Consider the following 25,904-nt stretch of genomic DNA (forward strand, 5'->3'; position numbering starts at 1 on the left):
CCCAAGCATATTAAAACTTACTCGTGAGTGAGTTTTTGATTCAACCAAATAGACAGCAATCCATAGCGTGGGGAAAGAATCCATACTACAAGAAATACTAGTCCCGCAGCTACTGCCATTGCACCTGAAATGGAAACATCAAACATTTTTGCTCCATAATATCCTATGATACTATCTAAAACTCCTATTCCACCACTTAATAGCAACATCACTTTATAGCGATCTGTGATTAAGTAGGCAGTTGCACCAGGAGCAATTAACATTGCAACCACTAATATGGCTCCAACACTATCAAAGGCTGAAACGGTTGTAACAGATACGAGCCCCATTAGGATGTAATGAACAATCAATACAGGAATTCCAATAGCAGCAGCCATGCTTGGATCAAAGGAAGTTAATTTTAACTCTTTAAACAGTAATACAATCACGACGATATCGACGATGAAAATAGATCCTAACATAACCACTGACTTGGGTATATTTCCAAGCAGAGGAACAGCAACGGTATTCCAGGGTACAAATGCGATTTCCCCCATTAAAGCATGCTCAACGTCTAAATGAACATTCTTCGCAAATATTGAAATCAGAATAACACCTAATGCAAATAAAGATGTGAAAACGACACCTATGGCTGCATCTTCTTGAATACCGCCGGAATTTAATAATTGAACCATAAACGTTGTGAGGAGTCCTGCAATGACTGCTCCAATCAACATGTAAAATCCATTCATACTTTGACTTACGATAAATGCCATGACAAGGCCAAGAAGTACGGTATGGCTGATTGCATCTGCCAGCATAGACATTTTCCTTAGTATTAAGAAGCAACCGACAATTCCACAGGATAACCCAACTAAACTACCTGTAAGTAGAATCCAAAATTCATAGCTCATATCCTTGCCCCCCTCTTCTATCCACTTTTAAACTTAAGAAAGGATGTTGGCGATAAATCTCTGACATTTTCGATTGAAGCTTGAATAGTTGTTCCTTGGTAACAGCCTCTTTTTCTTGCCTTTCAATCCAATTCAAATCAAGTGTACCGAGTTCACTCGGATACATTTCTTTCAGTTCTAAAATTTCATCTACAAAGCTACATTGCTCTGCTTTTATTAATCCAACTTTTGTAATGGACAATTCTTTTTCTGTCTTTTTAAGATAACCCTGCTTCACTAATTCCTTGGTAATGCGGTTAAACCTTCTTTGAGAAAGGTTGCTTTTTGTATACAACAGCTCTTCATTAACCGTTTGATTCTCCACTAAATACACTTTCTTTAGAATGAATCGTGTAGCTAAGCGATCATCGTTCTTGATTCTCTTGACTAATGTTGAGATTATCCCTCGACTTGGTGAAAGTAAGATAGAGAAAACGAAAATGACTGTAGCTGTTAATACAATAAACGGTCCTGTTGATAAGCCTTTTCCAAGAGTACTGATTAATGTTCCTACCGCACCTGAAAGCCCACCTATTATTCCTGAGATCAGAACCATTTTACTTAGTGAGTCTGTCCAGTACCTTGCTGAAATAGCTGGTGTAATAAGCATCGCTGCCATTAAAATGACTCCTACAGCCTGAATTCCAATAACAACCGTTACAACCAATAACGATACGAAGAGGAAATTAAGAAAACCAACAGGAAGACCAATTCCTTTTGCAAATTGGGGATCAAATGTGCTCACTTTAAATTCTTTAAATAAAAGTGTAGTGACAACAATCAATGTAATCGCTGTAAATCCCATTAATTGAACATCTCTTCCAACTAAAGACGCTGCCTGCCCAAAGATAAAATCATCTAATCCACTCTGATTTCCTGTAGGCATTTGTGCGACCTTAGTAAGTAGAACGATTCCTAAACCGAAAAATACAGACAACACTAAACATATTGCCGTATCTTCTTTAATTCGAGTTGTGAACGTAATTAACTGAATTGTATATGCTGCAAGCAACCCTGTTGCAGCAGCCCCAATGAGAAGGACAAAAAAATTCTTCTCTCCTATAAACATAAACGCAAAGCATATTCCTGGAAGAGCTGCATGAGCTACTGCATCTCCAATCAGACTCTGTTTTCTTAGTAATGCAAAACTACCTAATACGCCACTTGCTATTCCTAGTAAAAGGGTACTAAATAAAACCCACTGGGTATTACCATCTGATAAAATCGATTGCCAAATATGATTCATCTACTTCCCCCCCTCTCTATGGATTAATAAACATTTGATCTCTCTCAAGGAAAGATAATTTCCCTCCATAAGTTAACTGGAGATTTTCTACTGTAAAAACTTCTTTTGTTGGTCCATATTCAATTGTTTTTCGATTTAATAGAAGTGTCCAATCGAAATACTCTGGAACTGTTTGAAGATCATGGTGGACGACAAGCACCGTTTTCCCTTGTTCCTTTAACTCATTTAATAATGAAATGATTGCCTTCTCCGTTGCTGCATCTACCCCAACAAACGGTTCATCCATGAAATACACTTCAGCTTCTTGTGCAAGAGCTCTGGCTAAAAATACCCTCTGCTGCTGTCCACCGGATAGCTGACTTATTTGTCGAGATGCATATTGAGTCATACCCACCTTATCTAAGCATTCCATTGCAAATGCTACATCTTTTTTAGAGGGTCTCTTAAACCAACCCACATGACCATACCTTCCCATTAATACCACATCAAGGGCATTGGTTGGGAAATCCCAATCTACCGAGCCTCTTTGCGGTACATATCCTACTATCTTACTTTTGGGAGAATATGACTGATCAAATATTTTGATGTCGCCTGATGAATTTGGGATTAAACCTAAAATCGCTTTAATGAGCGTTGACTTTCCAGCTCCGTTCGGTCCTACAATTCCTATAAGTTTCCCTTTAGGAACTGAAAACTCAACATCTATTAACACGGGCTTCCGATGATATGCAACGGTTAATCCTTTAATTTCAACTGCATTCATAATAATCCTCCTTTTAGCTTACTTCAGTGCGTTTACAATCGTCTCAACATTATGTCTATACATTCCTATATATGTTCCTTCTTCAGTTCCCTCTTTGCCCATAGCATCTGAGAACAATTCTCCGCCAATCGTTACTTTGTGTCCTTTATTATTAGCACCTTCAATCACAGCATTAATTGACTTTTCAGAAATGCTTGATTCTACGAATACCGCCTTGATGTTCCTCTCCACTAACGTATCAACAAGATTTTGAACATCTGCCAACCCATACTCTGCATCCGTACTTAAGCCCTGTAACCCCATTACTTGTAAATTGTACTTCGCTCCAAAGTAATTAAATGCATCGTGTGCGGTAACGAGAACTCGTTGTTCTTCCGGTACCTTTGCAAGTTCCGATGACGCATAGTCTTTGAGTTTATCAAGTTCAGCGAAATATTTTTCTGTGTTTTTGATATAATCTTCTTTGTTCTCAGGATCTTGTTTAATCAATCCATCTCGGACTTGTTCAAGAGCAATTTTCCATAAATCAATATCAAACCATACATGAGGATCTGTTGCAGTTTTATCTAGTACGTCTTTTCGAAGTTGATCCTTTGGTATGCTATCAGCAATTGCATATGTTGGTTTTTCCTCATTCATTTTTTCAAAGATCTCAAGCATTTTCCCTTCCAAATGAAGGCCACTATAAAAGATAATATCCGCTTCTTGAAGTTTTCCGATATCCGATTGCTTCGCTTTGTATAGGTGAGGATCTACTCCAGGTCCCATCAAGCTCTGTACTTCAACATGTTCTCCACCGATATTCTTTACAGCATCACCGATTTGACCAATTGTAGTTGTCACAACGACTTTATCTCCATTATTTTCACTGCCCAGGTTAGATCCACACCCACTTAAAATGAGTGCTCCCATTAGTACAAATATTAGTCCTATCAACCCAAAAAGTCTTTTATTCATTCTCACTCTCTCCTCTCAAAATCCATCCATTTTTTCTAATACACATTATTATTCATAAAGTGTTAAGTGTGTTCACTTTTTTTTACATAAGAAATTATTTTTTTACTAAGCTACAAAAGTTTCCCTAGTGCAAATTTTATTTCCTTATTCAATTTTTGTCAATACATAAACTTACTTTTGTTATCTTTTTTGCCGTATTCTTAGAAATGCTCCTGTTAGAAGAGAGAAATGATCGCTTAAAGTACCCATGTTTTAAAAAATTAGCAATTTCAAATGGATCATGTTGACTCAAAAATTCTCATATTGTATAGTAAAGACATCATCGAGGCGAGAGGTCTTTTCCCTCTCAATTCTTGATAAATATTTTCCAGTAGCACATAGTGCTCGAAAGATTTAGGAGGATTCGAAAAATGCAAAATGGTAAAGTGAAATGGTTCAATAATGAAAAAGGCTTTGGATTTATTGAGGTTGAAGGTGGAGACGATGTATTCGTACATTTTTCAGCTATTTCTGGAGAAGGATTTAAGTCTTTAGAAGAAGGTCAAGAGGTTTCATTTGAAATTGTTGAAGGTAACCGCGGACCTCAAGCTGCAAACGTAGTTAAATTATAATATTTCTACCAATAGATAAAAAAAGCGGACGATACATTGTATCGTCCGCTTTTTTTAAAAAATCAATGAAATATTCTTCCGTTTATTTTTTCTGACTAGGATAGCTTATTTCCATAATGGCGTATTTGTTCTCCTATCGTACATTGCTCTATACAAAAGCGGTGAGCATATGTTTTACCATATTCTTTTCGAAAATGTGCTTTCAATAAGCATTCATTACAATAGGTATCAATTAACTCATCTACTTTATCCACCACTTGTTTTCGATCCATTCAATCACTCCTAAAGCTCTTCACATGCTAACTAATCTTTCTTCTTAATTATAGAGTATATAATAGACATATAAATTATTCTATTCGTTTGTGACTCTGTACCTTCATTCCTTGTAATGCTTGATTTGCAAGTTTATCCGCTTCTTTATTTTCTTTTCGATTTATAGAAACCAGCTTTGTTTTTAGTCCTAGTTCCTTTATTTTGCTCTCAATTCTATCCAGCCACGAATTTAAACCATCTTCAAAACATGGCCACTCACCATCTAATTGCTTTAAGACTACTTGTGAGTCACCTTTGATTGTACAGGGACTATTTTTAACTCCAATTTCTTCTAATAAACGCAAAGCATTATGTAAAGCAGCATACTCAGCTTCATTATTATTTTCGATTCCTTCTAAAAGTTCATTCTGCCGTATTCTAAAGGATTCATCTCCTTTATCATAATAAACTACTATACCAACACCTGCGAGACCTGATTCTAAATCAAACCCTCCATCAAAATAGACAACGATATTTTGCGGTTCTTTGTCAAGCTCTTCATTAAGTTTGATAAATTCTTTTCGTGTCCATGCATTTTCCATTTCATCAATAATTTCAATGTCAATAATTCTTCCCGTCTTCATAAGATCATCAACATGAATTAACGTTTCTTTACGCGGGAACCAAGTCGATTCAAACCATATTTTTGATGTTGTCTTACTTTTATATTTATATTTTAATTTCATGTTCATTTTTTCATCACACTTCCCTACTTCATTTTTATTGTTCATGTTAACCTTTATTTGTATAATTAGTACGATTGTTTTATTAGGCTCTTTCCTTAAAGTTTAACTGCAATTTCGAGAAGAAAGTAGTAGTTGATTTCCTCTACAGGATGCTCCCTTTTCACCGAGGCGGACGGTTCAGTCTCACCATTTAGCTCACACTGGTTGAAAGAGCCATTGACAACACTCATTCTATAAAACAATAATCTTTGCTTTATTATCACCATTTACTTTTTATTTCTTGTAGTGTTCTTAGGCAAATCGTTCCCTAAAACGATGCAATAAAAACATCATGATGAATCTATAACCATTTATTATGCTAACATGATGTTATTCATACATATATAATTGAGGTGAAATTATGCTTGAAGTACATATTGATGGGGCCAGTGCAGGAAATCCTGGACCAAGTGGTGCTGGAATTACAGTGAAAGAGAATGGAAAAGTTGAACATTTCTCCATACCGTTAGGCATAATGGACAATCACGAAGCGGAATTTACTGCATGCAAAAAAGCATTGGAAATTTGTTTAGAAAAAAAAGATGAATTGATTTGGTTTCGGAGTGATTCTCAAGCAGTTGTTCATGCAATTGAGAAAGGATATGTACGAAATAATACCTATAAACAGCTCCTTACCGATATACTAAATTTAACGAGGCAGATGGATTTATTTTTTATTAAATGGGTGCCCAGCAAAGAAAATAAAGTGGCTGATGAATTAGCAAGAAAAGCTATTCATCTGAATTAATGGAGGATATTTTTTGAATAAACAACTTTTTGCTGACCTGTCATTGTTATTAGTTGCTTTTATATGGGGATCTACATTTGTTATGGTACAATCTGCGATTGAGTTTATCCCTCCATTATTATTTAATGGAATTAGATTTTTCTTAGCGGCCACACCATTGGCTATCTTCCTTATGTTCACTAGGTCGAAGCTAACGAAGAAAGGCCTCATCCACGGAATGATATTAGGGATATTTTTATTTATAGGCTATGGATTCCAAACATTGGGGTTATTATATACAACTCCTTCGAAAGCAGGCTTCGTTACTGGATTAAGTGTGGTTTTGGTTCCTTTTTTAGTTTACTTACTAGTTAAAAAGAAGCCTTCTTTCGGAGCTCTCATAGGATCTCTCTTAGCAGTAACCGGATTATATTTACTTATGACCGGCCATACGCAATCATTTAATAAAGGAGATGCCCTTGTTTTTATATGTGCATTTGGTTTTGCCTTTCACATCATTCTTACTGATATCTTTACAAAGAAAAATTCCTTGTTTGTCATTACTACCGTACAATTATTTACGGTTAGTATACTATCGAGTGTATGTTCATTGGTTTTCGAAAAGCCATTCATAAGCATTCATTCTAATATGATTTATAAAAAAGACGTAATAAGTGTACTCTTGATCACTGCAATACTAGCTACACTTTTCGCTTTTATTATACAAACCTTCGCTCAACGCTTTACTTCCCCTTCACGAGTAGCAATCATTTTCACCATGGAGCCAGTATTTGCCGCTCTATGCTCCTATTTTTGGATAGGAGAATTATTAGGACCTTGGGCTATTATTGGCTGTCTATTTATTGCACTGGGAATGCTTTTATCAGAGCTACCACTGAAGAATTTGATTTTTAAAATACGAAAAAAAAGAAAAGATAGCTTTTCCTCTTAAAAATAGAAAAAAGGAGACCTTTTTAGAGGCTCTCCTTTTTCTATGTAAATCCATGCAAGAACATATAGGCATTTATGATTTTACATTCTCATGCCAATCCTTGATTCACCATCCAACTCAAAGCTTCTTCACGCGTTGAAATCTTTTGTGAATGTAATCTTTCCAAAATAGACATATAAAAGCTACTATCAAATTGTTTTTGTGCTTTCAATGTTATTTCAATGGCGCAATTGACCAGTTCATCTGAAGCATCCGTATACTTCTTTCCAAAGTAGATAAATCCAATCGCGTCTTCTTGAAACTTGAATCCTTTGTTTTCTAAATCAATAAGAAAATCTTCGGTTGTTTTTTTCACGCTTCTCCTCACCTTATTGGAACATTATCATCTATTATCTTACAGAATATTTCTTCCTTTGCCTATCCTTTTTTGTGAGGAGAAAACCTAAAACCCCCATTAGCAACCCCAAAAATGCTCCACCAATAACTTCTTGAGGCTGATGCCCTAGCATTTCCTTCAAGCGTTGTGGTTTCTTTTCTTCAAACTCAACAGACTCTTTTTCATGTGCTTTACGAACAAGATCATCTAAGCTATTCACTTTTAGCGTTAGTTCACCTGTTTGTCTTCTTATTCCTTGCGCATCGTACATTACAATTAAGCCAAACACAAACGAAAGAGCAAAATCAATCGTCTTAAATCCTCTGCTCAATGCAATAAACGTGGTTAATGATGCAACTCCTGCACTATGGGAACTTGGCATTCCTCCTGTTTGAAAAAAAAGTTGAGGTTTCCATTCCTTTTTCTTCAAAAAATGAAGTGGTATTTTTAGTCCTTGTGCTAAGACTATACTTAAGAGTGCTGTTACAATTCCTTTATTCATCCTAACACCTCCCTTTTCCAATAGTTTGTCCTAAAATTCATTTCACATAGGATAATTTAAATAACACATAGCCAAAATAAATACAGAGAACACACTATATCTTATGGAGGAATCAACATGACAAAGGGAAATAATAAAAATAAGGGGCAAGGAGCAAAGAGTGTAAATCCACAAGGAATTTCACAAGATGCCGAATTTGCCATCGAGCCAAAGAGCAAATTAGAAAATGCAGCAAAGAAATCAAATAAAAAATAATTAACCACTAAAAAAGTGTCCGTCCCTCTTTAAAGAGGGACGGACACTTTGCATGAAGGAATTCAGATCCAATCATTTTCCAGAGAGAACTTAATATTAACTAGATGCCACCATGACATTGGCAGTTATTAAGTATCTTCTTAGGACTTTCAATTCTAATTCTTCGACAACTGTCATTGTCTCCTGAGATACATTGTTCCATTTTGCATCTTGGAATGAAACTGACAGAGGAACTTCACAATGAATTTCTGCTAACTTTCTAGACACATGAAGCATATCTAAGTCACCTTCTATCTTTTTTCGTTGAGAAGGCGTTAATTTATCTAAATTATTTAATATTCCATCAATATCGTCAAATTGTTGGATGAGTTTCACAGCCGTTTTCTCACCGATACCTTTCACACCAGGATATCCGTCACTCGAATCTCCCATTAAGGCCTTTACATCGATAAATTGCTGAGGTGTGATTCCTTTTTCTTCAATAAAGAGATCTTTTGAGTATGTTTGATAGTTTCCGAACCCTTTTTTAAGAAGCATGATCTCAATATCATCATCTAATAGTTGTAAGAGGTCTTGATCACCGCTAAGAACTGATACTTTTCGTTCCTTATGGTGAGCCTTTGCTAAAGTTCCAATACAATCATCTGCCTCGTATCCAACTACACCAACATTGGAAAGGCTAAACCCTTCAGCAACTTCCTTCGCTAAATCAAATTGCGGGATTAGTTCAACAGGTGGAGCATTACGATTTGATTTATAATCATTGTACACTTCGTTACGGAACGTTTTACTTCCCATGTCCCAGCACACCATAATGTGAGAGGGTTTCACATGCTCTGTTGCCATTAATAAGTGTTTCATAAACCCTTGTACACCATTCGTTGGCAACCCTTTTGAATTCATCATAAATTGTCCTGTAACTGCCGTAGCAAAAAAAGATCGAAATAATAATGCCATTCCATCTATCAGTAATAAATGCTCATTTTTTTCCAAAACATCCACTCCCCAAACCATTTCTTAATCACTCGTACATTTCTAATGATACCAATAGAAGTATATCACAAATAAGCTCGTTCTCCATTTGGAAAACAGATGAATCTCTTCCAGTGATTCATCTGTTTTTTGGTTTGGTTATTTTCATAAACTATGTTTCTATCGTTGTTTGCAGTTCCAGGATGCTGTCTATTTGCTAGGTCCATTTCACCTGTAGGATATCATTGAGATTTCTTTTCCACTCTGTTTCCCTCGTATGAAACCCAATCACTATAACTGCCAACGTATAATTTCACGTCTTGAAACCCAGCCTCTTCAAGAGCCATAAAGTTAGGTGTTGCCGTTACACCTGACCCGCAATAAACAATGACAGGCTCATTTTTATTCAAGTGCTCAAATCGTTTCTTCTGTTCTTCTACACTTAAAAAGTAACCACCTTGAACTCCTTCTGTCCATGGCGCGTTTATTGCTCCTGGTATATGCCCAGGGATACGGTCAATAGGTTCTTCAATACCGAGATATCTTTCTTTATTCCGGGAATCAATGATTGTTACATTCCTTGCTCCGTTTAAAGCCCCTTTTATTTCTTCCTGGGAACTTACAATTTTTTCATTGAAAGATGGTTTATAGCTTGTTGGCCGATAAGTGGGAACAATAGAATCCGTAGTGAATCCGGCTTCCTTCCAGGCTTTGATGCCTCCGTTTAGGACATAAACATTTTTATGACCTAAGTACCTGAATAGCCACCAGCACCTGCCTGCATAAGCCCCTTCATTGAAATCATAAGCAATAATTGTTGTGTCGTTTTCAATTCCTGCTTCTTCTATTTTTCTCAGGAAATTTTTCATATTCGGAAGGGGATGTCTTCCACCATGCTTTTTTATATGTCCTGACAAGTCCTTTTCAAGGTCGAAGTACACAGCACCAGGTATATGTTCTACCGCGTATTGTTTACGCCCTTCAATTGGATTTTTTAACGAAAATCGACAATCAAGCACTTTGACATGAGCTTTATCAATGTTCCCTTTTAACCAGTGGATATCCTTAACATACTTCATTACTTCAACCCCTTCTTCTTCATCAGGATTTTAACAGCATCTTTAGGCTCCCAACAAGAAAATTGATACGTCGTTTTAGTCTCGTATCCTAATCGCGTACAATAATAGCTTGTCTTTTGATGGGTGTCTCCTTTCATTCCTTTAATATGAATACAGGTAGCGCAACAGTGAAAGGGATTAGACAATAACATTCACCTGCTTTTACTTAGAATTCTTTAGTATTTCAAAGTTTCTTTGAAGTTTTTTAATATCTTGTACCGTTTCCAAGGCGTCTATATTCGCATTGATTTGATCGTTCACTTGATGAGTAATTTCATCTTTCATTCTGTTAAACTGTTTGTTTAGATAGTCACTTCCCCAGTTGTTCAATCGATCTTTCTCATTGTTTAAATATTCATCTGTAGGTTCAGAAAGTAATTGTTCTAATTTTTCCTGAATGCTCTTTTTTCCACCTTTTTCAAAGAATTGCTTAGGATTTTTAAAAGAAGTGAAGGCTTTTTCAAAATAACCTATGTCTTCATTTTTAAATGCATTATCAAATTGTATTGTTTTTGCAGCTTCAACGTCTTGAGGAGATAAGACGATATCCATTTCCCATTCTTTAATGTGTTCTTCAAGCTCATTCCAATGAAAATCTAATTGATTTTGAATATATTGCTCGACCCGTAAAGAAGTAGCTCTCATTTCTTGAGATAAATCAAATCCAATACTGTGAATGAACTCTTTTATCCCTTCTTCAATGGCAATGGAATGATTAGAGTACTTTACAAAAAGTCCAGAGTGAAAAGCTTCTTTATAAAAATCAGATACACGATAAAACACACGCTGCTTAACATAATGAACAAGCTCTGAAACTTCCTGATGTATTTCAATTTCCAATGATTCTGTTGTCCTTTTTGCAATAAGTAGAGTAAGATTTGATTTTGCTTCCATAAGCTTTTGTATTTTTACTTTTTTATTGTTTTTATCACTTGAGGCCATATCGATAAAATGCTCGAATCTTTTTACTCCCCGCTCCCACTCATTTAATGCAGACTTAACACTCATACTTACCAATTCATTCTGTATAAAGGATTGAAAATCCTCCTGAAAAATGTTTAATCCAGAGTTTGAATCATTTGGATTCTTAAGTGCTTGCAGAGAAGATACACCATAGATTCTTGGGAATCTGATTCCATATTGAACGAGTTGGGATTCAACGTAGGATAAGACTTCCTGTTTCTCCTCATCATCCTTAGCCAGGTCAATAGCATTAACTACAAAAAACATTTTATCTAATTCGAAGGTATCCTTTACTCTCCCTAATTGGATTAGAAACTCACGATCTGCTTTGGCAAAAGCGTGATTATAATAAGTAACAAATAATATAGCATCTGCATCTTTTATATACTCAAAAGCAACGCCAGTATGTCTTGCATTGATTGAATCCGCTCCTGGTGTATCTACCAATGTAATACCTTGTCTGGTCACATCACAATCATAATACAGATCAATAGACTCAACAAAGCATGACTGGGTTTCATCTGCTACAAACCCTTGATATTGCTGGAGGTTGGCATTTACTGTCGATCCTAGTAAGCTTTGAAAACGCTCATACCCATCATAAAAGGCTTTAAGAAAAGAAAGATGTACCTTTTCTTTCCCGTTTCCATCTTCCTTTTCTAATAGGGTTGGAATGATTTCAATGGCTTCCTTCAATCCACTAATCGATTGATTAAAATGAGAAAGGGAATGACTGATGTCCTGAAATAATTGTTCTCTTGATTTTATTTTGACATCAGCTGTTTCATGGTAATGGTTTTCTGATACGGGCATAATTCGATTTATGGATGCAGTTGTCGGATTAGGACTAACAGGTAATACCTTCTTACCTAACAATGCATTTGCAAATGAAGATTTACCTGCACTAAATGCTCCAAACAAAGCAATTGTAAAGGATTGGTTAGACAACCTCTTTTTCTTTCTATCTAGAATATCCGCCATATTACTAAAACCTTTTGTATTTCTAAATACATTTGTCATTGATTCTAAACGGTTTATGACATTTTCTAATGATGGAGTTTCATTTTGTGCAGGTTGGACAATCGTTTCTTTGACTTTTGTTTTATCTGGCTCTATCTCTACTTTTGGTTTAAATTCAGAAACGACTCGATACTCTGTTTCCTGTTCATACCACTTATCCTTCCAATTCTGAATCGTATTGTTAAGGCTATTTGAATACGGCATTTGTAAGTTAATTAGATTGTTTAATTGGTTTCTCTTTTCTTCATCTATAAGAATCCACTTATATAAATAAGCTGTCTTTTTTTGTAGCTGGTGAAGCTTTGCTTCTTGAGCCCGATTCTTACCCTCTGTCTGATTTTTTATGTCTTGCAGCATTCGATCCATTAATTCGTTGGTTAACATTCTAGCCTGTTTTTTGATATCCTCTGCAAGATTGTCACAGTATTGAAGAACATAATCTCCGTTTACCTTTGCACCTGGTTTGATTAAACCAATAAGATACTGACCTTTTACTTCAAGAGATAATTGATCCCAAACGGTTACGAATTCTGATGATGATAGATTGTATTGTTTTAGGAATGACTTGCCTAAAGTTTTTAAATGCCAATCAATTTGAGATTGGATTTGATTATTTAGTTCATCCATAAAACGATTAAGCCGAGCGCTTTTTTCTTCTTCAGTCTTTCCTTTAGAAAAAAGAAATCCAACCTTAAAATCCGATTGTCTGCTTTCAAGAAATTCTTTAGCTAAATCTCTTATTTCAAATGGCATTAAATAGGCATTTTTAAGAATTTTACTTCTTTCTTCTTCAAATTGTTTTTTGGCAAATTGAACATTATTCTCATGGAGCTTTTCCATTAAATCTTTCTCTTCTTGCAGTAAGCTTTCTTTGTTTTCCCAATCTTGTTCAGTCAGAACATCTTTTCCATTTTCTATAATTGAGTCTAATTGTTCGTTGAACCATTGCTCATGCTCGTCTATTAATTGAGATATAGCTGCCTCAGCGGACCTTTCCATAAGGTCTTCCTTATGCTGAACTTGCTCATGAATTAATTGCTCTAGATGAGTTAAGTCATTCTCAGGATATTGAGAATTCTTTAAACTAGTAAAGAAAAACTGATCTGGAATAACCCCCCAAGCTGCAAACGAATTTTTAACCCCTTCCTTAAATTGAGAAAAAGTTAACTCTTCTTCTTGATGTTTATCAATTTGATTGATGACCAAATAAAGCTTGACCCCATGGCGAGTTAATTCCCTAGTAAATTCAAAATTAACTTGAGATTGCACGTGATTATAGTCCATTACATAAAAGACGGCATCTGCTAAGTGAATGGCCGATTCAGTTGAAAGCTTGTGAGCATCATCAGTACTGTCTACTCCCGGAGTGTCAAGAACCGAAACACCTTCAGGCATATCACCTCTACTTCTTCCGATTTCAATAGAGTACACCTCTTCACCATTTTTACAAAAGTCTTTTATAGTAGAAAAATCATAAGGTTCTTTAAAATAAAGAGGTTTATCATGATGATAATGAACCTTGGCAAAATCCTCTTGAGATTGATGAACTTTGACTAAATTAGCACTTGTAGGTATAGGACTTGAAGGTAATATTTCTTCTCCCATTAAATGATTAATCATGGTTGATTTACCTGCTGAAAAATGTCCACAAAACGCCAATATGAACTCACGATCGTTCAGTTTTTTGGCAAGCCTCTCAACCTTTAATGATCGATCTTCATCTCCAGCTTGGAGGAATATCTCTTGGCAGGCAGCAAGATGTTGAATTGTATGATGTATATGGATAGTCTCTTGATTTGTATGGCTCATTGAACGTAACCCTTTCTGTTTATATAAAAGTTGATAGCGCTTATATTTTACCGTACTTCATAAAATTTCTCTATGAAATCCATTCTTTTAAAGTATATTGCCAAACCTTGTTGATGTTAATTCTAGCAAAAGTGACTTTTTTGCCAGGTCGGATGACTTCGAAGTCCCCACACTCCGACGGCAGGTCTCTCCTAACCCACTTTTTGCGACATTAGTCTAAACATCCCCATAACAATAATCAGAAATAACATTACCGATCTAAAGATTTCTACACTAGAAATGAATCACCAATGTAAAAACTTTTTAGGAATTAATGTTAAACAATTAGAGAAGAAATAATTATTGTATTTTACGAATGAATTATAAATTTTGATTGTGTAAAGAAAGGGAGGTCTATATAAAAACGTTGAAGTAGGAATCCTGAGTTAGACATTGTGGCAGAAGCCTTAGAATTATTTGGAGAAGAAGAAGCACATAAAAATAAAGTGAACTTAGAGAAAAATGTTACAGGTACATTTATCAACTTACAAGGACGATTTTCAATTTAATCATTGTTTTTTACAAAAAGAATACATCAATTGAGCAAAACAAAAGAGCTTGGATATTTATCCAAGCTCTTACAGTTGGTTATTCATTATATATCTATCTGGTGGTTTCAGTTGGGATAAGTTTTGATTGAACAAAAGATCTTGAATGCCCCTTGAAAGAGCGTACTTTTTCAACTTTATTCTGATCCTTCATTACGTTTGATAATACATGCTTCATGACGAACGCATACGTTAAAGCTGTGAGCAATATTAATGACCATACCATTTATGTCCCCACCCTTTTTATCATTATTTTAATTGATTGAGAATAATTTTCATCTTCAATTAGAATCTTATCAGAAATGATAATCGTTTTCAATAAGAAATTTATTTTTCTTTTTTAAACATAGGAATCCACCCTTTAGTATTGAAGTGAACATGATTATAATTGGTTTCCTTTTTAAGAGCTCGCTCTTCTAATGGTATTCGAATAGCTAATATGATTTGATTTAATAATGCGAAGATACATAATGTCCAATAGGCATTAAATAATAACGGAATAATGATTAATTCAATTGTTACAATGACATAATTGGGATGTTTAACATACTTAAAAGGACCCGTTGAAATGACATTTGCCTTTGGAAGGACAATAATTTTTGTGTTCCAGTACCTCCCAAGGGAATAAATCACCCATATTCTTCCGATTTGTGTCAACAAAAAAATGGACAATAATAATGGCCATTGGGAATGAACACCTGCGTTAAACATCCCCCCTTCTATTAATAATGAAACAAAGAAAGCAAAATGAATCATCACCATAAATTTATAATGCTTTTGTCCATATTCAATGGCACCATTTTCTTTCATCCATTTTTCATTCGTTTTTGCAATTATTAATTCTACAATCCGTTGAATGACGAGAACGGTAAAAAACAGGATGAAATACGTCATTATTCCCACCTCATCAACAATAATTCTGAACTAAAGCCCGGACCCAGAGCTGTACCTAACCCAATATCTCCCTTATTGCAGCCTTTTTTCATAAATTCTTTAAGTACATAAAAAATCGTGACAGACGACATGTTCCCAAACTCTTTCAGAACATTCATTGATACTTTTGTCATTTCTTCATCCATCCCTAATGCTTCTTGATAGGCTTCAATCACTTTCTTTCCACCTGGATGGGCAACAAAATGCTTGATATCTTTTAAGCTTATTCCATTTGATTCAATGAACTCCTCTACGTTGGGTCTCAACCATTTCTCAACAAGAGTTGGAATATGTTTTGAAAATACTACGTACATTCCTTCATTCTTTACTTCCCACCCCATAACATCTAAAGAGTCTCTTAATAAGGTAGACTGAGTAGCGAAAATTGAAGGCAAAGGCTCTTGTTTGGATACTAATGCATTACTGTCATCCCCACAAACTAAGGCACAGGCAACACCATCTGCAAATAGAGATGTACCGATCAAATTGCTCTTTGACCGGTCTCCATGCTGAAAGGTTAAGGAGCATAGCTCAATTGAAAGAACCAGTACATTAGCCCTCGGAAAGGCTAAGCAGTATTCATATGCTCTTGATAGTCCACTTGCTCCCCCTGCACACCCTAAACCCCAAATGGGAATTCGCTTTACATGAGCGGGAAATGGAAGAACATTCATGATTCTTGCTTCGATACTTGGAGTGGATAAACCTGATGTACTAATGGTAAAAATAGCGTCAATTTCATCAAAGGCAGAATCGTTACGTTGTAAACATTTTTTGACAGCTTCACTACCTAGTTCGACGGCATATTGAATAAATAAATCATTTTTTTCTTGAAACGAATGATTTTCTGAAAACCATTCCAATGGATTAACAAAATAACGACTTTCAATTTCACCGTTTTGAAATACAGAAAGAAGTCTGCCGATATCCTTGAAATTTTCTGAAAATAGATTCTTTGCAAATTCAGCTGCTTCAGATTGGGTAATTTTATATTTGGGAACTTCCGTTTCGACAGAGAGAACTTTAGGCATATGACTCGCTCCTCACATTTCCATGTAAGGGTAGCTTTTCCAAAAACGAACAAAATATGTGAAGGTCTCTCTCGATTTTTATTTATATAAAACAGCCTTAACAGTTAATCACTCTATGAGGATTTACTCATAAAATCAATTTTCATATAGGTAATAAAACATTAAAAAATACCATCATACCATTCTTTTATCCTAGGTAATATGGTATGATAATTGTGACAAAATATTGGAGGATTCGACATGAGCCTAACAAAAAGTGTCACAGATATTTTAAATAGTTCCATTCAAGCAATTAAAAGTGTTATCCCTCTTTCTGTTAGTGTTTCAGCACCTTTAGTATTAAATGAGCCATTTAGTCAGCATAAAATAGGTGTTCTAATTGGGATGACAGGAGATTTTAGGGGCAGAATCATTATTGATGGTGAGGAAGAAAGCTTTCAAGGTCTTGGAGCCTCCATGTTTGGAATGCCATTAGACGGTGCCATGCTAGAATCCTTCGCTGGTGAACTAGGGAATATGATTGCAGGAAATCTAGCCACCATACTTGCCCAGGCAGGACATAGTGTAGATATAACACCTCCAACCGTCATTGTAGGACAATCAAAGATGTATGGTTTTGATAAAGCTATAAAGCTTCCTATCGTTATTGAAAATGTGGGAGGATTCCTGGTTATTCTCATGATCGAAGAGAATATAGGATAAAAATCGACTTTTATTTCTATAAAACAAGGCAAGGATCATTACAAAGTGATCCTTGCCTTGTTTTATAGAAATTCATTAAAAACCATTAATAGTCATGCCGCCATCTACAAATAAAGTTTGACCACTAACATAGTTTCCTGCATCTGACGAAAGAAATACAGCTGGTCCTACTAATTCTTTCAAATCTCCTATTCTCTTTAAAGGAGTAACAGCGAGGATTTCATTTACATACTCTTCATCTTGAAGGAGCTTTTCTGTTAAAGGTGTTTTAAAATACCACGGACCTATACTATTTACATTAATATTGTATTTTCCCCATTCCAACGCTAATACTTTTGTCATTTGAATCATTGCAGCCTTTGTTGAGGCATAAACGACTCCTGTCCGTAACGCAACATGACCGGCTACTGAAGCGATATTTATTATTTTCCCTTTATTTTGCTCTTTCATGTGTTTACCTATTTCCTGACTCATCATAAAAGCCGACTTCAGATTTGTATCCATTATCGTCTGCCATTCTTCATCAGTCACGTCCAGAGCACTGGAACGAATATTCATCCCTGCATTATTTATTAAGATATCTATGGTTAACCCTTGTGTTTCTATGTACTTCACTACATTTTGAATATCTTCTCTAATTGTAACATCTGTAGGTAAAACATATGCTTTACGTCCAATCCCTCTTATAGTAGCTGCCGTCTTTTCTAAGTCATCTTTTGTTCTTGATAAGAGGACTACATCTCCTCCAGCCTCCGCTATTCCTATACTGAGAGCTTGTCCAATTCCCCTACCTGCACCGGTGACAACGGCAAGTTTATTTTCCAACGAAAATGAAGGTAAATACAATTCTGACACCCCTATTCATTTAGTAATCTCCTTTATTTTAACATAATTCTAATTCATATTAATTTCATAACTTATTATTTCGTTTTCTTAGAGTTCTGATTGTGTACTTTTATTAAAAGTTTCGTCTCCACTCTTACTTTACATTGGGAACATACTGTCATCTCATGATACAACTGGCAACACTTTTTACAATAGAACATCTCCATACTATACCTCTTCCATCCATTTTTTCTTTTATTCTATGCCGACATTCTTAACTGTTGCAAAAAGGTAGAAAAATAGGTGGAACTTCACATTTATTTCACAAATTCATATACAACCTGTGATATTTATCACAGATTAGAATGGTTTACACCTTTATGATAGTGATAACAAAACGTTATCCATTTGGTGGAAGGAGTGAGCAAGATGGCCAAACCGCAAATGAATCAAAAAACTCAAATTAAAGTCGAGGACTCTTCATCTTTAAAAGGTACTTTCGCTTCGGTTTTAATTCTAGGTGGTTTCTTGGTCCTAACCTGGTTAGGTGTTTTCTTATTATTTATTAATCGTTTTTAACATTGAAGGAGTGGATTTAACATGCATATGCATCGTTATGAAAAATGGTGGTTAACTCTAGGTACTGGGTCTCTTATTTTATTTTTAATTATTTTAGGTATAAGCGCTTTTCATCAAGGACATCAGCCTCCAAGCGCAAAGGCTTATGTGAACCCTGAGCAAGTGGATCAAATTGCCCCTTTTAATGAGCCTGGTTTAAAAAAGGTGGAAGGAAAAGACTGGGATTATGAATTAGTTTTTGTAGCTTCAGCTTTCTTTTATAACCCTGGAGAAGTTGAAATACCTAAAGGGTCTACATTAAAAGTTATTGCTACTACAAAAGATGTAGTTCACGGCTTCGAGGTAGCTGGGACAAACATTAACATGATGCTTGAGCCTGGATTTATCAGTGAATACACAACAACTTTAGATAAAACCGGGGAATTCCTCATTGTATGTAATGAATATTGTGGTGTTGGGCACCACACAATGAAATCAATGATTAAGGTGGTGGAATAACATGAATAATGCCTTTGTCAAAGTTGACTCTAAAGACTCTAAATTAGCCATGGCACATATTTATGTTGGTTTTATAGCACTGGCACTAGGTGGGTTAGCCGGACTTTTACAAGTATTAGTTCGTTCAGGAAGATTTACTTTACCCGCAGGAATTGGCTATTATCAAGTGTTAACAGTGCACGGAGTCTTATTAGGCCTCGTCCTTACGACATTTTTTATTTTAGGCTTTCAGCATGCGGCCATTTCTAGAACATCCGGTACTTATTCCAGTAAATCACGTTTATTCGGATGGTTAGGCTTCTGGGTTATGCTCTTAGGAACCGGGATGGCAGCTGTTATGATTCTCTTAAATGAAGCTACTGTTCTTTACACTTTTTATGCTCCTTTACAAGCTCACTGGATCTTCTATCTAGGTCTTACATTCGTTGTCGTTGGTAGCTGGTTAGGCGGAACAGCTATGATTATGAAATATGTAGAATGGAGAAAACAGAATCCTGGTCAACCAAGTCCTTTGTTAACTTTCATGGCAATCATCAATACGGTGCTATGGATTGTTGCTACCTTAGGAGTTGCTGGAACTGTATTATTTCAGCTTCTTCCATGGTCACTTGGTCTGGTTGAAAGAGTGGATATTCTTGTAAGTAGAACTCTCTTCTGGTATTTCGGTCATCCACTCGTTTATTTCTGGTTATTACCTGCCTATATGGCATGGTATGTAATCATTCCAAAAATTATCGGTGCAAAGATTTTTTCAGATTCTCTTGCAAGACTCTCATTCATCCTATTCCTACTATTCTCAATACCAGTTGGTTTTCATCACCAGCTTGTTGAACCAGGAATTGATGCGTATTGGAAGTTTTTACAAGTTATCTTAACCTTTATGGTTGTCATTCCATCTTTAATGACGGCGTTTTCTTTATTTGCCACATTTGAAATGTACGGACGATCTAAAGGAGCCACTGGATTATTTGGTTGGTTTAAAAAGTTACCTTGGGGAGACGCTCGTTTTACAGTACCATTTATTGGAATGGTTGCATTCATCCCTGCTGGAGCTGGTGGACTTGTCAATGCATCGAACCAAATGAACCAAGTTATTCATAATACGATTTGGGTAACGGGACACTTCCACTTAACCCTGGCAACTTCAGTCGTGTTAACTTTCTTCGGAATCGCCTATTGGCTTGTTCCACATTTAACAGGAAGAGTATTAACAAAAGCAATGAACAAAGTGGCCATTATCCAAGCAATTGTTTGGACTGTTGGAATGGGTATTATGTCTGGAGCTATGCATGCTGTTGGTTTACTAGGTGCACCTAGACGTTCTTCTTTCTCAACTTATGGAGATGCACAACAGGCGATGGATTGGATTCCTTATCAAGTTGCCCAGGCAGTGGGAGGTACTATTTTGTTCATTGGCATTATCCTAGTTCTATACATCTTTATTAACCTTGCTTTCTTCGCACCTAAAGGCGAAGAAGAATTCCCAGTTGGAGAAAAAGCAGAGACAGCTGAAAAAACACCAATGGCATTAGAGAATTGGAAAATTTGGTTAACCATTCTTGCTGCATTAATTTTAGTTGCCTACACAGTACCATTCATGGATATGATACAAAACGGCCCAATTGGATCAAAAGGATATAAGCTTTGGTAAGACGAATGTTTTAACAAGACAAAGCTACTTGAAAGGCATGGTTTGCCTTTTGGTAGCTTTGTTTTTTTATATTTTTCTTAAAAATGAACTAGTTTCGTTAATTTATCATTTACTTTGGTTGGATTTACGCGTTGGATTGGTTGATTTATACGTAACTATTTAGATTTATCCGTACGTATCTTCCTTTTATCCGTAGAATTTACACTTTTATCCTTTTTACTGTGAACAATGATAATAATTCTAATATGTCTTCCTCAGCAGACCCTTATTTGATTCTGCTTTGATTTTGTTTATCAGGTACTTTGATTGATTTACGCGTTGGATTGGTTGATTTATACGTAACTATTTAGATTTATCCGTACGTATCTTCCTTTTATCCGTAGAATTTACACTTTTATCCGTTTTACTGTGAACAATGATAATAATTCTAATATGTCTTCCTCAGCAGACCCTTATTTGATTCTGCTTTGATTTTGTTTATCAGGTACTTTGATTGATTTACGCGTTGGATTGGTTGATTTATCCGTAACTATTTGATTTATCCGTACGTATCTTCTTTTTATCCGTTTCACTGTGAACATTGATAACATTTCTAATTTAAAACCAAAGGTTATCCAAGACTCTAGAAAAAAGAGTATGAAACCTAAATGGTTTCATACTCCTTTAATTCTTTCTTAAATTATGATTTCTTTTTGATTGGAACAAATAATTCTAATTTCCTTTTTTCTTGAGTTTGGTTGATTTCTCTATCCTGTTCGAGATACTTCTCAACGCTCAATCGGGAGTAATCTTTTTCATATCCATTTTCTTTGATCCAGTTGAATATGGAAAAATAGGCCTGTTCTACTTCAGATGAATTTCCATCATATAGACTATGAGCATATTCCCCAGCAGGAAGAGAAAGTTCTACTAAGTCTGGATGAAGATGCTCGACTCTATCAACTTCTACTGTACAATAATAAGTAAAATCAGTGGCTCTGTCATGAAAAGGAGCTAAAATACATGCGTCTCCACTTAGATGTTGGATAGTGGGAATCATCTCTTGAAATCTTGCAAATAACAGTGGGATTTCAGATCCTCTTCCATAAGGACCGGTCCAGGCCATTCCTACAAGCAATTTGTCTTCAAGAGTCTTAATTGTGATATCCATGTTTTTAGCCTCCCAGATTTTTTGGTTAATTCAGTGAGTATACAGTAGAATACTTGTCAGTTAAGTATTCTACTAAGTATTTTGCATTCAATCCTTCTCCCGTAACTTCCTGGAGTATCTCAAGTGGCTTTTTCATCTTGCCCCATTGATGGACATTGTTTGTTAGCCATTCTTGGATCGGAGTTAGATTTCCATCTGCTAATAATTCTTCAAAATTCGGAATATCCTTTACCATTGCTCTTTTTAATTGTGCTGCATACATATAGCCTAATGCATAGGAAGGGAAGTAACCAAAGCTGCCTCCTGCCCAATGAACGTCTTGGAGAACACCTTCTCCATTATGGGTAGGTCGGACACCTAGATACTCTTCATATTTTTGATTCCAAATTTCAGGAAGATCCTTTACTTCAATTTCATCATTAAACAATCCTTTTTCAATTTCATAACGAATAATAATATGTAATGCATAGGTTAATTCATCCGCTTCAATTCTTATTAAGGAAGGCTTAGATTCATTGATCGCCTTGTAAAAAACATCGAGATCAACATCATTAAATTGACCGTTGGAATATTCTTTAAGCAATTCAAAATTCTGTTTCCAAAACGAATAGTTTCTCCCTACAAAATTTTCATAGAACAAGGATTGAGATTCATGTATTCCCATGGATGTTCCTGTACATAGAGGGGTTCCCACTAATTGTTTTGAGATATTTTGTTCATATAGTGCATGACCACCTTCATGGATTGTGCCAAATACCGCTGTCCTCCAATCTTTTTCATCATACTTAGTAGTTACCCTTACATCTCCTGGATTTAAACCAATGGCAAAGGGATGAACCGTTTCATCTAATCTGCCGGAGTTAAAATCATACCCCATTTGTTCCAGTACTTTTAAACTGAATTCTTTTTGCTTTACTTTAGGGAATGTTGTAAAAAGAAAATCTGTTTGAGGTTTTTCTTTCGCTTCAGCAATTTGATGTACAAGTGGAACAATTTTTTCTCGTAACTCACCAAATACTTCATCCAATACATCTACTGTTACTCCAGGCTCATACATATCAAGCAAAGTGTCATATTTATTTTTTTCATATCCCCAGTAATCGATAAAACGCTTTGTAAAGCTCACTAATTTCTCCAAGTAAGGTTGGAACATGCTAAAGTCATATTTGTCCTTTGCTTCTTCCCATACGCTTTCTGCTTTTGATTGTAAAACTACGTATTCTCTATATTCAGAGGCAGGGATTTTTTTGTTTCTGTCATATTCTTTTTGACATTCTTCTAATAATTTTTGTGTCATCGTATCTAACTGTTGTTTCTCTGGAGAAAGTTTAGCTAAATAAGCTGCCATTTCATTTGATGTGGACATGGCAAATAAATCTGAAGATAACAGACCAATTACTTCAGATCGTTGCTCCACTCCATTTTTAGGAGCACCTGTTCTTAAGTCCCAGAACATTAACCCTAGTGCTTCATTGTATGCTGACATTTTCTTTACATAATCTAAGAAACTATTTTTCATTTCTAATAAGTCTTTCTTCATCTTGAATCCCCCTTTATTGAATCCATTTTATTTTATCATATTTTTCTGACAATGCTTATTAAATAGATTTGAAATCCAAAGATTCACAGATGGGTTCTACCATTACCTATAGCAAACAATGTGGGATGGAACAAAATTTATCCTAAACCGAATTTCTAGTAGAAAGAACCTATGCAACAATCTTAAGCCAATAAAAAATACCGCCTCAAGGGCGGCATTCAAATGACTACATTTTGACTAATTCAATATTTACCGGTAATACTGATTGGACATTTTCTTTAAATTGGCTTTCTTCCTTATTCAATAAAAGGTGAATCGCCCCATGGTCTTCACTTGTCCGAATGAGACGACCAATTCCTTGTCTTAATCGAAGTAACATATAGGGAATGTCAACCTCTTCCAAAGAATGCTGAGCATGCTTTCGTTTAGCATCAAACACAGGGTCTTTCGGAGGGAATGGAAGTGAGAATATGATGACTTGAGATAATGATTCTCCAGGCACATCTAATCCTTCCCATAAATGATAGGAACAAAGAACTGTTGAGACTTCCTTTTGAAATTCTTCAACTGTATCGCTAATTTCTCGGTCTCCTTCATATATTACTTTCCATTTCTGTTCACTTTGAGTGTGCTGGTACTTTCTATACTCATTCATTTCTTGTTTTGATGAGAAAAGGATTAATGACTTTCCTTCATTTTTTTTCAATTCTTTGAAGACATATTCATGCTTCGAATCTTCATGAGTTGCTAGTTTTGGTAAATAAGCTGTCATCATTTCCTCATAGTCATAAGGAGACTCCACAGAAAACTTTTCATACTTTTCTATTCCAAGGGATTGTGAAACATATGAAAAATCTCCATTATAAGAAAGGGTTGCAGACGAAAAGATAAACGGGATCTTTTGAGAAAATACCTGATTCTTTAAAATTTCCTCCACTAATCTTGGCATAACGACAAAGGTGTGCTCTTCTTCAGAAGCTTCAAGCCAATAGATGCCTTTTTCATCTTCTAAAAAGAGCTTTAATGAATATTGAATTTGCTCTAAATACTCTTCTACCACTTTTAATAAGTAATCATCCATTACGTACATTTCAGATTCAAATACAAGCTCATTTAACAAATTTTCGATTTTCGTCGTCAACGTTTTTCCTTGCTGTAAAACGGATTCCGATCGGGCAATATATTGACGAACTGAGCCTGTTTCTGCCTTCGCTTCATTTTCAAGGGCATGGAACCACTTTTCATTATCTATCATAATATCTTCTATTAAATAAAGGGTTTCTTCCCTCATATCTGCTGAAGACAATTTCTCTAATAATCCCTCAAGGGTTTCCATTCTCATTCGATAGGTCATGGCTTTTTGTGAAGCAAACTCGAGCAAATGTCCTTCATCGAATATGACTGAGCTCGCTTCTGGTAACAGTGGTAACTGCCCTTCACGCTTTCTGGAGTCTTTTGTCCAAATATGCTCCATATAAAAATCATGTGAGCAAATAATCAAATCTGTTGCATTTCGATAATGTTCTCTATGAAGGGTTTGACCACAGCGATGCCGATATACACATGACATACAGTCCTGCAGGGAGTCCCAACCTACTTCATTCCAATCTTCATCTGACAAATGAGGATAATCTTTTCGATCCCCATAGTGGTTAAAGCTTTTCATTGATGAGTTTTCGTGGACAAATCCTGGTAATTTCTCCCACATGGATAGAAACTCATCTTTATGTGACACTTTCTCTTCTAGCTTTTTGATACAAAGATACTGTTCTCTAGATTTCGCTAACCTTACATCAATATCCAGTTCTAATGCATTTTCGAGTTTTTGAATATCCCCTTCTTTTTTGACGATCTGCTCAATAAGGGTTTCATCTGCACAGGCGATAATGGCTGGCTTGCCAGTATATCTCGCATAGGATAATGCATATAAAAGATACACAAGGGTTTTTCCTGTTCCTACCCCCGCTTCAGCAAACATTACTTGTTTATTTTTATAGGCTTGATTTAATTGAAAGGCCATAAATACCTGTTCGTCTCGCAAATCAAATCCTTTTTCAGGCAAGATATCATAGAAGACATCTCCTACCCAATCGGATAATGCCTCATAAAAGGACTGTTCTTTCGTTAAATCAAAAGGTAATTTTTTTCGCATAGAAGACTCCTCCAAC

At 35.7% G+C, this 25,904-nt stretch carries 26 protein-coding genes; 8 read left to right on the plus strand and 18 right to left on the minus strand.

From position 1 onward, the window contains the following. Positions 1 to 17 precede the first annotated feature (17 nt). Genes IQI_RS03690 through IQI_RS03705 form a run of 4 tightly spaced genes read right to left on the minus strand, consistent with a single transcriptional unit; the run spans position 18 to position 3,898 of the window. Positions 18 to 893, minus strand: coding sequence for a metal ABC transporter permease (locus IQI_RS03690; protein ID WP_064091388.1), 876 nt, complete (start codon positions 891 to 893; stop codon positions 18 to 20). Continuing rightward, positions 883 to 2,178: a metal ABC transporter permease gene (locus IQI_RS03695; protein ID WP_064091389.1), complete on the minus strand. Its 1,296-nt coding sequence runs from the start codon at positions 2,176 to 2,178 to the stop codon at positions 883 to 885. The genes IQI_RS03690 and IQI_RS03695 overlap by 11 nt, the downstream gene beginning before the upstream one ends. 16 nt (positions 2,179 to 2,194) lie before the next feature. Then, positions 2,195 to 2,941: a metal ABC transporter ATP-binding protein gene (locus IQI_RS03700; RefSeq protein ID WP_064091390.1), complete on the minus strand. Its 747-nt coding sequence runs from the start codon at positions 2,939 to 2,941 to the stop codon at positions 2,195 to 2,197. A gap of 18 nt (positions 2,942 to 2,959) precedes the next feature. Then, positions 2,960 to 3,898, minus strand: a complete 939-nt coding sequence (locus IQI_RS03705; protein ID WP_064091391.1) for a metal ABC transporter solute-binding protein, Zn/Mn family — start codon at positions 3,896 to 3,898, stop codon at positions 2,960 to 2,962. Positions 3,899 to 4,308: 410 nt separating this feature from the next. Here IQI_RS03705 and cspD point away from each other — a divergent pair, with 410 nt between their 5' ends. After that, complete coding sequence (gene cspD / locus IQI_RS03710) at positions 4,309 to 4,509, plus strand: cold-shock protein CspD (protein ID WP_064091392.1); 201 nt, start codon at positions 4,309 to 4,311, stop codon at positions 4,507 to 4,509. 95 nt (positions 4,510 to 4,604) lie between these two features. Here cspD and IQI_RS20115 read toward each other — a convergent pair whose 3' ends face one another. Both IQI_RS20115 and IQI_RS03715 read right to left on the minus strand, forming a co-directional pair. Beyond that, complete coding sequence (locus IQI_RS20115; RefSeq protein WP_064498963.1) at positions 4,605 to 4,781, minus strand: zinc-finger domain-containing protein; 177 nt, start codon at positions 4,779 to 4,781, stop codon at positions 4,605 to 4,607. A gap of 75 nt (positions 4,782 to 4,856) precedes the next feature. Beyond that, the gene (locus tag IQI_RS03715) at positions 4,857 to 5,552 is read right to left on the minus strand and encodes a reverse transcriptase-like protein (protein WP_328585726.1); all 696 of its coding nucleotides are present in this window, start codon (positions 5,550 to 5,552) and stop codon (positions 4,857 to 4,859) included. 355 nt (positions 5,553 to 5,907) lie between these two features. Between IQI_RS03715 and IQI_RS03720 the strand changes: the two genes are divergently transcribed. Both IQI_RS03720 and IQI_RS03725 read left to right on the plus strand, forming a co-directional pair. Beyond that, entirely contained in the window at positions 5,908 to 6,294 is a 387-nt protein-coding gene (locus tag IQI_RS03720) for a reverse transcriptase-like protein (RefSeq protein WP_064091393.1), read from the plus strand. A gap of 13 nt (positions 6,295 to 6,307) precedes the next feature. After that, positions 6,308 to 7,225 carry a DMT family transporter gene (locus tag IQI_RS03725; RefSeq protein ID WP_064091394.1) on the plus strand — a complete coding sequence of 306 codons (918 nt, stop codon included), beginning with the start codon at positions 6,308 to 6,310 and terminating at the stop codon, positions 7,223 to 7,225. Between the two features lie 88 nt (positions 7,226 to 7,313). On the opposite strand, the gene IQI_RS03730 is transcribed toward IQI_RS03725, so the two are convergent. Then, entirely contained in the window at positions 7,314 to 7,580 is a 267-nt protein-coding gene (locus IQI_RS03730; protein ID WP_064091395.1) for a DUF6123 family protein, read from the minus strand. A gap of 34 nt (positions 7,581 to 7,614) precedes the next feature. Next, the gene (locus IQI_RS03735) at positions 7,615 to 8,103 is read right to left on the minus strand and encodes a divergent PAP2 family protein (protein ID WP_064091396.1); all 489 of its coding nucleotides are present in this window, start codon (positions 8,101 to 8,103) and stop codon (positions 7,615 to 7,617) included. Between the two features lie 117 nt (positions 8,104 to 8,220). Here IQI_RS03735 and sspL point away from each other — a divergent pair, with 117 nt between their 5' ends. Then, positions 8,221 to 8,358 carry a small, acid-soluble spore protein L gene (sspL, locus tag IQI_RS03740; protein WP_064091397.1) on the plus strand — a complete coding sequence of 46 codons (138 nt, stop codon included), beginning with the start codon at positions 8,221 to 8,223 and terminating at the stop codon, positions 8,356 to 8,358. A gap of 96 nt (positions 8,359 to 8,454) precedes the next feature. Here sspL and IQI_RS03745 read toward each other — a convergent pair whose 3' ends face one another. The 6 genes from IQI_RS03745 to IQI_RS03765 form a co-directional block, all read right to left on the minus strand. Next, a complete protein-coding gene (locus IQI_RS03745) occupies positions 8,455 to 9,351 on the minus strand; it encodes a 5'-3' exonuclease (protein ID WP_064091398.1) in 897 nt (298 codons plus the stop codon). 221 nt (positions 9,352 to 9,572) lie between these two features. Beyond that, a complete protein-coding gene (locus IQI_RS03750) occupies positions 9,573 to 10,409 on the minus strand; it encodes a sulfurtransferase (protein WP_064091399.1) in 837 nt (278 codons plus the stop codon). Between the two features lie 201 nt (positions 10,410 to 10,610). After that, positions 10,611 to 14,240 (minus strand): dynamin family protein, encoded by a 3,630-nt coding sequence (locus IQI_RS03755; protein WP_064091400.1) that lies wholly within the window; start codon positions 14,238 to 14,240, stop codon positions 10,611 to 10,613. Between the two features lie 642 nt (positions 14,241 to 14,882). Continuing rightward, positions 14,883 to 15,053, minus strand: a complete 171-nt coding sequence (locus tag IQI_RS20510) for a hypothetical protein (RefSeq protein ID WP_156509831.1) — start codon at positions 15,051 to 15,053, stop codon at positions 14,883 to 14,885. 101 nt (positions 15,054 to 15,154) lie between these two features. Continuing rightward, positions 15,155 to 15,721, minus strand: coding sequence for an isoprenylcysteine carboxyl methyltransferase family protein (locus IQI_RS03760; RefSeq protein WP_064091401.1), 567 nt, complete (start codon positions 15,719 to 15,721; stop codon positions 15,155 to 15,157). Beyond that, positions 15,721 to 16,791, minus strand: coding sequence for a type III polyketide synthase (locus IQI_RS03765; RefSeq protein ID WP_064091402.1), 1,071 nt, complete (start codon positions 16,789 to 16,791; stop codon positions 15,721 to 15,723). Before IQI_RS03765 ends, IQI_RS03760 begins: the two co-directional genes overlap by 1 nt. A 240-nt stretch (positions 16,792 to 17,031) precedes the next feature. On the opposite strand from IQI_RS03765, the gene IQI_RS03770 reads away from it, so the two are divergent. Further along, positions 17,032 to 17,493, plus strand: a complete 462-nt coding sequence (locus tag IQI_RS03770; RefSeq protein ID WP_064091403.1) for a chemotaxis protein CheX — start codon at positions 17,032 to 17,034, stop codon at positions 17,491 to 17,493. 75 nt (positions 17,494 to 17,568) lie between these two features. On the opposite strand, the gene IQI_RS03775 is transcribed toward IQI_RS03770, so the two are convergent. Beyond that, on the minus strand, positions 17,569 to 18,339 hold the full coding sequence (locus IQI_RS03775; protein WP_064091404.1) for an SDR family NAD(P)-dependent oxidoreductase: 771 nt from the start codon (positions 18,337 to 18,339) through the stop codon (positions 17,569 to 17,571). A 408-nt stretch (positions 18,340 to 18,747) separates the two neighbouring features. Between IQI_RS03775 and IQI_RS03780 the strand changes: the two genes are divergently transcribed. From IQI_RS03780 to IQI_RS03790, 3 genes are read left to right on the plus strand one after another with little or no spacing between them, the layout of a single operon-like run. Continuing rightward, complete coding sequence (locus tag IQI_RS03780; protein ID WP_064091405.1) at positions 18,748 to 18,897, plus strand: hypothetical protein; 150 nt, start codon at positions 18,748 to 18,750, stop codon at positions 18,895 to 18,897. Positions 18,898 to 18,918: 21 nt separating this feature from the next. Beyond that, positions 18,919 to 19,395 (plus strand): cupredoxin domain-containing protein, encoded by a 477-nt coding sequence (locus tag IQI_RS03785; RefSeq protein ID WP_064091406.1) that lies wholly within the window; start codon positions 18,919 to 18,921, stop codon positions 19,393 to 19,395. A 1-nt stretch (position 19,396) separates the two neighbouring features. Continuing rightward, positions 19,397 to 21,046: a b(o/a)3-type cytochrome-c oxidase subunit 1 gene (locus IQI_RS03790; RefSeq protein WP_064091407.1), complete on the plus strand. Its 1,650-nt coding sequence runs from the start codon at positions 19,397 to 19,399 to the stop codon at positions 21,044 to 21,046. A gap of 679 nt (positions 21,047 to 21,725) precedes the next feature. On the opposite strand, the gene IQI_RS03795 is transcribed toward IQI_RS03790, so the two are convergent. The 3 genes from IQI_RS03795 to IQI_RS03805 all read right to left on the minus strand — a co-directional run bounded on the left by IQI_RS03795 (position 21,726) and on the right by IQI_RS03805 (position 25,888). After that, positions 21,726 to 22,196 carry a GyrI-like domain-containing protein gene (locus IQI_RS03795; protein ID WP_064091408.1) on the minus strand — a complete coding sequence of 157 codons (471 nt, stop codon included), beginning with the start codon at positions 22,194 to 22,196 and terminating at the stop codon, positions 21,726 to 21,728. Between the two features lie 25 nt (positions 22,197 to 22,221). Beyond that, complete coding sequence (locus IQI_RS03800; protein WP_064091409.1) at positions 22,222 to 23,736, minus strand: carboxypeptidase M32; 1,515 nt, start codon at positions 23,734 to 23,736, stop codon at positions 22,222 to 22,224. A gap of 226 nt (positions 23,737 to 23,962) precedes the next feature. Continuing rightward, positions 23,963 to 25,888, minus strand: coding sequence for an ATP-dependent DNA helicase (locus tag IQI_RS03805; RefSeq protein WP_064091410.1), 1,926 nt, complete (start codon positions 25,886 to 25,888; stop codon positions 23,963 to 23,965). Between the last annotated feature and the right edge of the window lie 16 nt (positions 25,889 to 25,904).

The sequence above is a fragment of the Rossellomorea aquimaris TF-12 genome (genome assembly GCF_001648555.1).
GTDB classification, from domain to species: Bacteria; Bacillota; Bacilli; order Bacillales; family Bacillaceae_B; genus Rossellomorea; species Rossellomorea aquimaris.